We start from the raw sequence: 12,111 nt of genomic DNA on the forward strand, positions 1-12,111 counted from the left end.
GGGCCCTGCCGAGGTCGTGACCGAGGTAGGGATCGAGACCTCGCCGGCCGTACCCGCGACCTCGTAGCTCACCGCGACCTCGCGGTCGGCGTCCTCGCCGCACTTGTTCGCGATCCACGCCACCACCGCGAGGCACCCTCCGACCAGACACACGACCGTCAGGACGAGCCCCGCCACGACCCACGGCCATCGAGAGCGCCCGCGCCGGGACCGGCGACCGGCGGGCGAGGGGCCGGCGTACGGGTCCTGCCGGTACGCGGGGGCCGGGCGTTTCCCGGAGCGGCGCCGGTGCTCGCCGGGCGGTTCGATCAATGCGAACTCCTCGGGTCGGGGGACGGCCGGCGCACCACCAGGAGGTGGATCACATTCGGGCAAATTGATGTTACATAGCTATTTCTGCTGCTCGATATCCCATTACAGGGCCGTTGAGGGCCCGCTCTCACAGCCCTCTGCCGACTCCTCCGGGGTCCGCGCGGGCACCGCGGGAGGGGCCGGGCGGAAGAGACCGTGGACCACGGGCAGCGCCGGTGGGAAGCTCATAGATGACCGCATGCCGATTGCCGAGGACGGTGAGTCATGGGTGTCAGAGCGAACGGGGTGACGAGCCCGGAGAACATCCGGAACGTGGCACTCGTCGGAAGTAGCGGATCGGGTAAGACCACTCTGGTGGAGGCGCTGGCGCTGGCCACCGGCGCGGTGAACCGGGCGGGCCGGGTCGAGGACGGGACCTCGCTGTCGGATTACGACGAGATCGAGCAGCGAAAACACCGGTCCGTGCAGTTGTCGGTGGTGCCGGTCCGGTGGAACGGAGTGAAGATCAACCTTCTCGACACGCCGGGCTACGCGGATTTCGTCGGCGAACTGCGCGCCGGACTGCGGGCGGCCGACGCCGCACTGTTCGTGGTGTCGGCGGCCGACGGCGTAGAAGGCGTCGGCGGGGCGACCCGGGCTCTGTGGGAGGAATGCGCGAGCGTCGGAATGTCGCGGGCGATCGTGCTGACCCATCTGGACACCGCGCGCGCGGATTTCGAGGAACTGCGCCGCACCTGCCAGGCGCTGCTCGGCGGCGGGTCGGCGGAAAACGTACTGGCACTCCATCTGCCCGTGTACGGGCCGGCGGGCGCGGACGGGCACCGCCCGGCCACCGGCCTGATGGAACTTCTCGAACAGCGGGTGGCCGACTACTCGGGTGGCGAGCGGACCTTGGTCGATCCGGCACCCGCCGATCGGGCTCTCGCCGAACAGGCCCGGGAGCGGCTCATCGAGGGCATCATCGCCGAAAGCGAGGACGAGACCCTCATGGACCGCTATCTGGGCGGGGCGCCGATCGAGCTCGCCACCCTGGTCACGGACCTGGAGCGCGCGGTGGCACGGGGTAGCTTCCATCCGGTGCTGTTCGCGGCCCCGGCCGCCGCCGACGGACGGCACGGCCTGGGCACCCTCGAACTGCTCGACCTGATCACCGCGGGGTTTCCCGGCCCGGCCGAGCACGCGGTACCGGCCCGGCGGCTCGTCGACGGGTCCACAGCGATCACCCTGCGCTGTGATCCCACCGCCGATCTGGCCGCCGAAGTGGTCCGGACCTCGTCGGACCCGTACGTCGGCCGGGTCTCGATGGTCCGCGTTTTCTCCGGCACGCTGCGCGCCGACGACACCGTCCACATCTGCGGGCACGGCTCGGGCGCCGAGCACGACGACGACGAACGGATCGGCGGACTCACTGCCCCGTTCGGCCGGGAACAGCGGCCGATGAACGAGGCAGTGGCCGGTGATATCGCCTACGTGACCAAACTCGGCCACGCCCGGACCGGCGATACTCTCTCCGCTACCGGCGACCCGCTGCTCATCGATCCCTGGCCGATGCCGGAACCCCTCCTGCCCACGGCCATCCGCGCCCACGGTAAGACCGACGAGGACAAGCTCCCGCAGGGGCTGGCACGGCTGGTGGCCGAGGATCCCGCCCTGCGGGTGGAGAACAACGAACGAACGCATCAGCTGGTGCTGTGGTCGCTGGGGGAAGCACAACGCGATGTCGCACTGGAACGGTTGCGCAGCCGATTCGGCGTCGAGGTCGACGTGGAGGAGACCCGCGTGCCGCTGCGGGAAACATTCGCGGAGAAGGCCGATGGGCGCGGGCGGCATGTGAAACAGTCCGGCGGGCACGGCCAGTACGCGGTCTGTGAGATCCGGGTGGAACCGCTCACCGAGGGATCCGGGATCGAGTTCGTGGACAAGGTCATCGGCGGCGCGGTGCCGCGGCAGTTCATCACCTCGGTGGAGAAGGGCGTGCGCGCCCAGGCCGAACGCGGGGTGAGCAGCGATAATCCGCTGGTCGATGTGCGGGTCACCCTGCTCGACGGTAAGGCGCATTCGGTCGACTCCTCCGACGCCGCCTTCCAGACCGCCGGAGCCCTGGCCCTGCGCGACGCGGCGGCGGGCAGCCGGATGGCGCTGCTCGAACCCATCGCGCTGGTGGAGGTCCGGGTTCCCGACGAGCACCTGGGCGCGGCCCTGACCGATCTGTCGGTGCGCCGCGCCCGGATACTGGGCACCGAACCGGCCGATCGGGGTCGCACACTGATCCGCGCCCAGGTACCGGAATCCGAGCTCGTCCGCTACGCCACCGAACTGCGTTCGCTCACCCACGGGGTCGCCCAGTTCACCCGCGAATATCTCCGGCACGACCCGATGCCCGCCCAGCTGGCGGAGAAGGTCCGCGACCGCTCGCCCGCGGCCCGCGCCTGACCCGGCCGGTACCCCGCCGGGCCTCGACGCGCTGCCCGGCCGCTCGACCGGGAGCCGCCGCTGCTGCGCCCTCACCCGTCACGGCCCCCACACGCGACAATGCCGACAGCCCTACTCCGGTGCGGCACGCAACTCCTCGATCCGCTGCCGCAGCTGTTCGAGGAACTTCTCCGGGTCCGTGCATCCCGCGGGATCGAGTGGGGTGCCGAAACGGACTGTCATCACCCACCGCCGGTCGAAGGCCGGACGGTCACCGCGCAGCCGCCGCATCGGCATGACCTCGTCCGTGCCGGCGGTCCCCACCGGCACGACCGGAACTCCGGTCGCCAGAGCCGATTTCGCCACTCCGGGCTTGTACGGTTCCACCTCGTCGGGCGCGACCAGCCGGCCCTCCGGGTAGATGAGGAGGACTCCCCCGTGGCGCAGGATCTGCTCACCCTGGGCCAGCGCGGACTGTCCGGACGCGCTGTCGCGGCGCACCACCGGGATCTGCCCCAGTCGCCGTACCAGCCACCCCACGACCGGCCACGACCAGAGTTCGGCCATGGCGATGGCCACCGCCCGCCGTCGCAGCGCGCCCCACAGGAAGACCGCGTCCAGCATGGAGATGTGGTTGCTCGCCACGATCACCGGACCGGTGCGGGGTACCAGTTCCCGTCCGACCACGGTGACGTGGACGAACTTCGACCACGCCAGTGCCCGCAGGACCCGCCGGACCAGTTTCGTGGTCACCCACGCCCGCTTCCCGAGACCGCTGGGCCGCCCGGCTCTCTTCTCCATATCCACCCCATCACTCGCTGCCGCCGCATCCCGCACGCCGGTACGGGTCCATCATCGTCGCGCGGTGTGGGGCAGCGGAACCGGGAAACTACTCACCGCATCGGTCGAGCGACTCGATCTTGCGTTCGAGCACGATCCGTTCGCCCGCATTGGCGCAGCGCGCCACCGCCCGCTCCAGTTCCGCGCGTGCCTCGGTGTTCCGGCCCAACCGGATGAGCAGTTCGCCGCGCACGCTGGCCAGCAGATGGGTGTTCGCGAGTTCGCCCGCCGCCTCCAGCTCGTCCACGATCGGGAGGGCGGCCGCCGGCCCCCGCGCCATGGCGACCGCCACCGCGCGGTTCACCTCGACGACCGGCGAAGGCGCCAGGCGGCCCAGTGCTTCGTAGAGCAGGACGATCCGATCCCACTCGGTGTCCCCGACCGACAGCGCCACCGCGTGGCATTCGGCGATCGCGGCCTGCAACCCGTAGAAGCCCAGCCCGCGCCGGGCCCGTTCGGCGCGGGCCAGGGCGGCCCGCCCGCGGCGGATCGCCGACCGGTCCCAGCGCCGGCGATCCTGGTCCTCCAGCAGGACCGGCTCCCCGCCGGGTCCGGTGCGCGCCGGGAAACGGGCCGCGGTCAGCTCCAGGAGCGCCAGCAGACTGTGCGCCTCGGGCTCGTCCGGGACCAACCGGCTCAGCACGCGGGCCAGCCGCTGGGCCTCGGCGGCCAGGTCGAACCGGATGAGATCGGTACCGGAACTGGCCGACGACCCTTCCGTGAAGATCACGTAGATCACCCGCAGCACCGAGACCAGGCGGGCCGAGCGGTCCGCGGCCGGCGGGATCTCGAACGGCACCCGCGCCGCGGCCAGGGTTTTCTTGGCCCGGGTGATCCGCGCCTGGACCGTAGCCGTCGGGACCAGGAAGGCGCGGGCGATCTCGTCGCTGGTCAGACCACCGATCACTCGGAGGGTGAGCGCCACCCGCGCCTCCGGGGAGAGCACTGGATGGCAGGCGACGAACATCAGGGCGAGCACATCGTCATCGATGCGGTCCGGATCCCACAGGATCTGCTCGCCTCGCGCCGGGTCCGCGGGATCGCTGCCCGCGGCGACGCCGCCCTCACCCAGGTCCCGGGCGAGAGCGGCGTACCGATCGTCGAGGGCGGCGCGCCGCCGGAATCCGTCGACCGCGCGCCGGCGGCCGACGGTGAGGAGCCAGCCCGCGGGATTGCGGGGCACCCCGTCACGGGGCCAGGTCACCAGGGCCTCGGCCAGGGCTTCCTGGGCGAGATCCTCGGCGAGGCCGAAATCCCCGGTGTAGCGGGCGAGCGCACCGACGATCCGCGCCGATTCGATCCGCCACACCGCGGCCACCGCGGCCCGGCCGTCGTGCCCTGTCACGGCCGCCGGTCAGAGCTGGCCGGTGGCTTCGCGCCAGGCCCGCTCCTTCTGGATCCAGATATTGTCCTGGGGAAATTCGTCGATGGTCGGGACCCGGCGGATCTCGGTCTTGAAACCCGCGCCCGTCATCGGCATCCGTTTGGCCCATTCCACGGCCTCTTCCTTGGACGCGACGTTCAGGATGTAGTACCCGTTGAACAGTTCCTTGGTCTCGCCGTACGGCCCGTCGGTCACCACCGGATCTGCCGACGAATAGTCGACGACGACCCCCTCGGCGGCGTCTTCGAGGCCCTCCGCGGCGAGCAGCACCCCGGCCCGGATCAGTTCGTCGTTGAACTTGCCGATCGTCTCCAGCATGTCGGTGAAGTCGATATCGCCCATCGCGGCGAAGGCTTCGTCGGTGGCGCGCATGATCAGCATGTATTTCACGGTTCGGTCTCCTTGTCTCGGGGTCCCTCCTGGACCCTTTCACCCATTGGTCGAACGGGGTGGCCGGCGGATCGACAACCCGCGGGATATTTTTTCGCCGAAAGTCGCGACTCGGTTCCGTTTCGTCGTCGAACCGGTTCGAACGCACCGGCCGGTGGCATACTTTTCGATCAGGACAAAGGAATCGAAGTGTGGCGTATGAGGGCGTCACCGGCGATCAGTTCTCCAGGTCCGGTGTGGCCCCTCCCATCCGAAGGGAGTTGTTATGACCACCGACCCCGCAGCACCGACGTCCGGAAGGCCCGGCACCACCGGGGCACATGCGGCATCGACCGCCGATAATTCCACCAAACAGGCCGTCGCGACCGGCACCTCCATCGCGGCGGCGGCGCTGCTGCTCGTCGCCGGGTTCATCACCCTGTTCCAGGGCATCTCGGCGGCCGCCAACGACGACGTATTCGTCGCCGGGCCCAACTATGTCTACGAACTGGACCTGACCAGCTGGGGCTGGATCCATATCGTCTTCGGCATCCTGTTGATCCTGGCGGGCCTGGCGCTGATGACCGGGGCGCTGTGGGCGCGGATCGTCGGGATCGGCCTGGCTGCTCTGTCCATCATCGTCAACTTCCTGTGGATCCCCTGGTATCCGCTGTGGTCGATCCTGATCATCGCCATCGATATCGTGATCATCTGGGCCATCGCCACCTGGCGGCCCGAACGGGTCTGAACCGATACCGCCCGGACCGGCGTCGCAGCGCGCCGGTCCGGCCGGCACGAACCTCCACCGAGCGGGTGGCCGAGCTGTTGGCTTCGGGTACACCCTGCCGCTGGTCGCCCGCTACGCCGATGTCTGGAACTTTCCCGGACGGCACCGGTCACCGCTCGCTGCCCGCCCGGTCGGCGGTGAGGAAGTCGGCCATTGCCGCCGCGACGGCCTCGGGCCGGTCCAGCATGGACAGCACGTAAGCGTCGGAGATCTCGACCAGCCGGGCACGGGGGATCAGTTCCGCGAGGCGGCGGCCGTGTTCGCGGGGCATGACCTTGCCGGCCGACGACCAGAGGATCAAGGCGTCGCCGGTGAACCGGCGCAGCGCCTCGGTGTCGGCGATCAGTTCGCGGGCGTGGAAACCGGACCGCGTATAGGTCAGCAGGTCCCGGCGGATGCGACGGTCCCGTAGGCCCGGCTCGGTCCAGCCACGTACGAGTTCGTCCGGCAGCGGTTCACGAGCCATCCAGCCGAAGATCAGCGGCAGACTGCGCAGCCGGCGGATCCGCAGCTGCCGTAGGGCGAGAACGACACCACCGGGTAGACGAGTCGCGACCGTCGCCGTCTTGCCCGGCAGGCCGGGCGGGAAGTTGTCGAACGCTTCGCAGGGCAGCACGATCAGCCGGCCGACCCGGTCGTCCAGACCGTAGGCGGTGAGGAACAGGGCCCCGCCCCAGTCGCTGTGCACCAGGACGATGTCGTCGAGGTCCAGTGCCGCGAGGAAATCGGCGACGAGCCGGTTCAGCCCGCGCAGGCTCAGGTCGGTCCCCGGTTCGAGCGGGATCGGATGCGCGCCCAGCGGTAGGTCGGGCCGGATGTACCGGAACCCGGTAGGGAGCAGGTCGAGCACTGCGTCCCACACGGTGTGGTTCATCAGCAGGCCGTGCAGGAGCACCACCGGCGGCCCCGACCCCTGCTCCACATAGTGCACCCGACCTGCGGGAATTTGTACCGTCGGCATCTGCTGACCCTTTCGAGCGATCGCTCTAGAGTGATTGCTCTAGAGCGATTGCTCTAGTCTGGAACGGTGACGGAGAAGATGTCAACCAGCACTCGTGACCGGTTGATCACCGCGACCGCCGAACTGCTGCGCACCCGCGGCTACAGCGGCACCGGCGTCAAACAGATCACCGTGTCGGCGGGTGTGCCGATGGGATCGCTCTACCACCATTTCCCCGGTGGTAAGCCCGAACTCGCCGCCGCCGCGCTGCGCGCGGCCGGCACCGCCTACGGCGAATTGATCCCGCTGCTGCTCACCCCCTACCCGGATCTGCGCGACGCCCTCCCGGCGGCTTTCGCCGCGGCGGCCGAGCAGATCGAGCAGACCGGGTGGATCAATATGTGCCCGGTGGGGACGGTCGCCGGGGAGATCGCCGACGCCGAGCCCGCGCTCCGGGAGGTCCTCGCCGAGATCATCGGCGACTGGATCAGCGGCGGCACCGCGTATTTCGCCGAGCGCGGACTGCCGCCGGATACCGCACGCGAGCTGATCCTCGGTATCGTCACCGCACTCGAAGGGGCTTTCGTCCTGAGCCGCACCCTGCGGTCCACCGAACCGCTGCTGGCCGCGGGCCGTGCCATGAGCGCGCGGCTCACGGAACTGCTCTCCGACCCGGCACGCGCCGGAGCCGTCGACACCGGGCCGGGACGCGTACCGGGGTAGCGCTGGTGGGATACGACCGACGCAGCTCCTACCTCCACTCCGGCCCGGCTCCCACGCGGGCCCGGGACGACGCTACGTCGCGCCGCCCCGCCGCGTCCGCGGTGCGGTATCCGCCCCGTCATCCCCGTTCGGGCTGCCCGGATCCGACGCCCTTCACGCGCGCGGGCGGCGGCCTCGACCTCGGCGTTGCCGGACGCAGCGAGCGTTCGTAACACTCTACGCGGCACCGTTTCTCCATCGATGTGCGCGGAGACGACGAACGGTTCGCCGACGTAGCGGGTATCGGTGCAGACCGCGACCACCGCCGGGACCGGGACACCGTGCGCGCGGGCCAGTTCGCGGACCCCGGCCTCGCCGTCGACCGGCATCAGTTCGACGGCGGGCGGCACAATGGTCGCCACCAGCCGCCGCGGTGTCTGCGCGACGGTGGCGGTGAAGGCGATATTGCGGCGGCGCGCTCCGGCGGAGAGGAACTGGAAATCGGTGATCGTGACCGGACCGCCGAGCACGCCGGTCAGATAGTCGGTCAGGCCCCCCGACCGGATCGGCGCTCATTCGCCCTCCCAGCTGTCATAGCCGGGGGGATGTTCTCATCGTCGCACCAGGAATCAGGCGGCTGCGGCCAGGACTGCCACGGGTTCGCCTTCTTCCACCACGCGTCCGTCCCGCAGCAGCACGCAGTGATCGGCGTCCCGGGCCGCGGCCGGATCGTGCGTGGCGTGCACCACCGTGACCCCGGCGTCGGCGGCTTCCCGGATCGCCGCGCCGATCGCCGCGCGCGCGGCGGCGTCCAACCCGGTACCGGGTTCGTCCAGCAGCAGCAGCCCGGACTGCTGCGCCAGCGCGCGGGCGAGCAGGACGCGCTGCCGCTGCCCGCCGGACAGGGTGTCCAGACGACGCCCGGCCAGATCGGTGATATCCATCCTGGCCAGGCAGTCCGCCACGATCGCGCGATCGGCCCGGGTGATCCGGCGCCACAGACCCCGGTGCGCCCAGCGCCCCATGGCGACCGTTTCACCGGCCGTGATGGGCAGCGTGGCCGGGACCGCCTGCTGCTGGACGACCAGCGCCGGACGGGATCCACCGATCCCGGTGACCGTGCCGGCGGTCGGCGCGATGATCCCGCCGAGCACACCGAGCAGGGTGGATTTTCCGGAGCCGTTGGGGCCCAGCAGCGCGGTGACCCGCCCACCCGGCACTACGGCCGTGACCTCGTGCAATACCCGGTTTCCCGGGTAGCCCGCGGATAAGCCGGTGATCTCGATTCCCGCCGTGCGCATTCTGTGACTCCCGCCAACAAGCTTGTAATGACAATCGTTATCAGTTTAAGTCTTGTCCATGGATTGGCTGATCGCCCCGTTCGAAGTCACCTTCGTACAACGAGCTCTGTGGGGCGGACTGCTGGTCTCCTGCCTGTGCGCACTGGCCGGAACCTGGGTTGTGGTGCGCGGCATGGCTTTTCTCGGTGAGGCCATGGCACACGGCATGCTGCCGGGAGTCGCCGTCGCGGCCCTGCTCGGCGGTAATCTCCTGTTGGGCGCGGTGGTGAGCGCCTCCGCCATGGCGGCCGGCGTCTCGGTACTGAGCCGGAACCGGCGGCTGTCCACCGATACCGGCATCGGACTGCTGTTCGTCGGCATGCTCGCGATCGGGGTCATCCTGATATCGCGATCCCAATCCTTCGCGGTGGACCTGACCGGATTCCTCTTCGGCGATGTGCTCGCGACCCGTCCCCGTGATCTGCTCTTCCTGCTGACGGCACTGGGCGCGGCCCTGGCGATCACGATCCTCGGGCACCGGGCCTTCCTCGCCCTCGCCTTCGATCCGCGTACCGCGCAAACCCTCGGATTGCATCCCCGCCGGGCGCAGATCGCACTACTCGCCCTGCTGACCCTGGCGATCGCCGCGTCGTTCCACGTGGTGGGGACCCTGCTGGTCTTCGGACTCCTGGTCGCACCACCCGCGGCCGCCACCTATTGCACCCACCGCATCCCGCGGATCATGCTGCTGGCAGCCGGTTTCGGTGCCCTGGCCACCCTCGCTGGCCTGGTCATCTCCTGGCACGCGGGTACCGCGGCGGGCGCGACCATCGCCGCGACAGCGGTGGGTCTCTTCTTCGCGGTAGCGACCGGCGCCCGGCTGCGCGCCGCACTGCGCGACAGGTCCTCCGGCGGGCCGGGCGCCGGGCGCGCTTCCCGCTGGATGAGCACTACCAAGAACCAGGACGGCCGGACAGCCGCAGTGGTTTCCGCGGCACTGCTGCTCGTTCCGGTCGCCGCGTGCGGGGGCGAAACCGGCGAGGCGCCTGCCGAATCGGTGCCGCACGGCTATATCGCGGGCGCCGAGGAGAGCGCGAGCGCCCAGCCGCGACTGGTGCTCGCCGACCGGTCCGCGGGGTCGGTGCGCATCCTCGACCTGGTGACCGAGGAAGTCCTCACCCAGGACCCGGCGCCGGGCATCACCCATCTCGCCGACGACGGCCGCTACGCATATCTGGCAACGGCCGGCGAGACCACCGTGCTCGACAGCGGCAGCTGGGTGGTCGATCACGGTGATCATGTGCACTACTACCGCGCCCAGCCGCGCCGGACCGGCGCACTACCGGGATCGGTCCGGTCCGCGCACAGCGATCCCGTCGTCGCCGCGGCGGTGCGGCGGGACGGTTCGACCGTCCTGGTGGACCGTGCGGCACTCGACGAAGGCACTCTCGCGCCCGGCCCGGTGCTCGGCGGAGCCGCACTCCCCTACGGTGGTCACCTCCTCGTCCCGGACGCCGGGCGTATCCAGGTGCGCGACCGGGAGAACCGGCCCGCCCAGACCCTGGAACCACGCTGCGAACAGCCGGGCGGGCAGACGGTGACCCGCCGCGGCGCCGTGTTCTCCTGCGCCGACGGTGCGCTGGTGGTCACCGAACGCGACGACCGGTTCACCGCGGAGAAGCTGCCGTACCCGCCGGGTACGACCGGCAGTGCCGCACAGTTCTTCCACCGCCGGGGCAGCGATGTGCTGGTGGCCGTCCGGGATTCGCGGGCCCTCGTCCTCGATATCGCCCACCGCGCCTGGCGGCCGATCGGCCCGGGGCCCGTCGTCGCGGCGACCACGGCGGGTGCGGGCACCGATGTGCTGACCCTGGACGCCGGTGGGGTCCTGCACTCCTACGACCCGGAGACCGGGGCCGAGACCGGGCACCGCGCGCTCCCGTCGGGGCCCGTGGACCCCGCGACACCACCGGTCCTGCTGGTCGACGCGGAACGCGCCTACGTCAACGACCCGGCCGGGCGGCGAATCCATGAGATCGACTACGCCGACGGACTGCGCATCGCCCGCACCTTCGATCTCGACATCACCCCCGACCTGATGGTGGAGACCGGCCGATGAACACCGCACTCCGAATCTGTGTAGCACTGCTCGTCGCGCTACTGCCCGTCGCCGGATGCGGCGTCACCGACTCCGGTGGCGGCGGAATCGTCGTCACCACCGATATTCTCGGCGACATCACCCGGACGGTGGTCGGTGACGCGGCAGCGGTCACAGTCCTGATGCCGCCGAATTCCGACCCGCACTCCTTCGCCCTCTCGGCGCAGGAAGCCGCCGTCCTCGACGACACCGACCTCATCGTCGAGAACGGCCTGGGCCTCGAAGAAGGATTGGCCCGCCATGTGGCGACGGCCGCGGACGCCGGAGTCGCGACCCTGCCGGTGGGCGCCGAGATCGATCCCCTCCCCTATCGCGGCGGGGACGCCCCGGGGCAACCCGACCCGCATTTCTGGACCGACCCGCAGCGGGTGCACCGCGCGGTCGAGGTGATCCGCGACCGGGTGATCGACACGGTTCCCGGGATCGACGCCGAGACCGTGCGCGCCAACGCGGACGGCTACCTCACCGAACTCGACCGGTTGCAGCAGTGGATGTCGGACCGGTTCGCCGGTATCGCGCCGGAGCGCCGCAAACTGGTCACCAATCACCACGTGTTCGGTTATCTCGCCGCCCGGTTCGACTTCGAGGTGGTGGGCGCCGTCATCCCCGGCGGGACCACCCTCGCCTCGCCGAGCGCCGCCGATCTCGCGGAGCTGGCCGCGGCCGTGCGCACCACCGGCGTACCGGCGATCTTCGTGGATTCCGCCCGGCCGGACCGGCTGGCCCGCGCCCTCGCCGAACAGGCGGGTGTGCAGGTGCGCATCGTCGGTCTGCACTCGGAATCACTGACCGCGCCCGGTGCCGGCGCGGCCACCTACCTGGAAATGATGCGCGCCAACACGACCGCCATGGTCGAGGGTCTGGCTTCCGCGTAACCGGGAACGCTGCGATATCTCGCTGCCGCAGCCAGCAGAAAAGAATGAGGGA

10 protein-coding genes and 1 pseudogene are annotated in these 12,111 nt (G+C 70.3%); 5 read left to right on the forward strand and 6 right to left on the reverse strand.

All coding sequences use genetic code 11. The features are described 5' to 3' along the window. The first annotated feature begins 576 nt into the window (after positions 1 to 576). The gene (locus tag ACLML9_RS03945) at positions 577 to 2,745 is read left to right on the forward strand and encodes an elongation factor G-like protein EF-G2 (protein ID WP_411944176.1); all 2,169 of its coding nucleotides are present in this window, start codon (positions 577 to 579) and stop codon (positions 2,743 to 2,745) included. Positions 2,746 to 2,856: 111 nt separating this feature from the next. On the opposite strand, the gene ACLML9_RS03950 is transcribed toward ACLML9_RS03945, so the two are convergent. The 3 genes from ACLML9_RS03950 to ACLML9_RS03960 form a co-directional block, all read right to left on the reverse strand. After that, complete coding sequence (locus ACLML9_RS03950; RefSeq protein ID WP_411944177.1) at positions 2,857 to 3,525, reverse strand: lysophospholipid acyltransferase family protein; 669 nt, start codon at positions 3,523 to 3,525, stop codon at positions 2,857 to 2,859. Positions 3,526 to 3,613: 88 nt separating this feature from the next. After that, positions 3,614 to 4,909, reverse strand: coding sequence for an RNA polymerase sigma factor (locus tag ACLML9_RS03955; RefSeq protein WP_411944178.1), 1,296 nt, complete (start codon positions 4,907 to 4,909; stop codon positions 3,614 to 3,616). Positions 4,910 to 4,918: 9 nt separating this feature from the next. Further along, positions 4,919 to 5,338 (reverse strand): YciI family protein, encoded by a 420-nt coding sequence (locus tag ACLML9_RS03960; RefSeq protein ID WP_030520953.1) that lies wholly within the window; start codon positions 5,336 to 5,338, stop codon positions 4,919 to 4,921. A gap of 265 nt (positions 5,339 to 5,603) precedes the next feature. Here ACLML9_RS03960 and ACLML9_RS03965 point away from each other — a divergent pair, with 265 nt between their 5' ends. Next, positions 5,604 to 6,065 (forward strand): hypothetical protein, encoded by a 462-nt coding sequence (locus ACLML9_RS03965; RefSeq protein WP_030520954.1) that lies wholly within the window; start codon positions 5,604 to 5,606, stop codon positions 6,063 to 6,065. A gap of 148 nt (positions 6,066 to 6,213) precedes the next feature. On the opposite strand, the gene ACLML9_RS03970 is transcribed toward ACLML9_RS03965, so the two are convergent. Further along, the gene (locus ACLML9_RS03970; RefSeq protein ID WP_411944179.1) at positions 6,214 to 7,065 is read right to left on the reverse strand and encodes an alpha/beta fold hydrolase; all 852 of its coding nucleotides are present in this window, start codon (positions 7,063 to 7,065) and stop codon (positions 6,214 to 6,216) included. 78 nt (positions 7,066 to 7,143) lie between these two features. Here ACLML9_RS03970 and ACLML9_RS03975 point away from each other — a divergent pair, with 78 nt between their 5' ends. Beyond that, entirely contained in the window at positions 7,144 to 7,767 is a 624-nt protein-coding gene (locus tag ACLML9_RS03975) for a TetR/AcrR family transcriptional regulator (protein WP_411944180.1), read from the forward strand. A gap of 170 nt (positions 7,768 to 7,937) precedes the next feature. Here the strand turns inward: ACLML9_RS03975 and ACLML9_RS03980 are convergent. Next, positions 7,938 to 8,276: pseudogene (locus tag ACLML9_RS03980) on the reverse strand (phosphotransferase); the annotation flags it as partial. Between the two features lie 99 nt (positions 8,277 to 8,375). Beyond that, positions 8,376 to 9,047, reverse strand: coding sequence for a zinc ABC transporter ATP-binding protein AztA (gene aztA, locus ACLML9_RS03985; protein ID WP_411944181.1), 672 nt, complete (start codon positions 9,045 to 9,047; stop codon positions 8,376 to 8,378). A gap of 58 nt (positions 9,048 to 9,105) precedes the next feature. On the opposite strand from aztA, the gene aztB reads away from it, so the two are divergent. Further along, positions 9,106 to 11,145 carry a zinc ABC transporter permease AztB gene (aztB, locus tag ACLML9_RS03990; protein WP_411944182.1) on the forward strand — a complete coding sequence of 680 codons (2,040 nt, stop codon included), beginning with the start codon at positions 9,106 to 9,108 and terminating at the stop codon, positions 11,143 to 11,145. Continuing rightward, a complete protein-coding gene (gene aztC, locus ACLML9_RS03995; protein ID WP_411944183.1) occupies positions 11,142 to 12,059 on the forward strand; it encodes a zinc ABC transporter substrate-binding protein AztC in 918 nt (305 codons plus the stop codon). Before aztB ends, aztC begins: the two co-directional genes overlap by 4 nt. Positions 12,060 to 12,111 lie beyond the last annotated feature (52 nt).

The sequence above is a fragment of the Nocardia sp. NPDC002869 genome (assembly GCF_046764065.1).
GTDB lineage: Bacteria > Actinomycetota > Actinomycetes > Mycobacteriales > Mycobacteriaceae > Nocardia > Nocardia rhamnosiphila.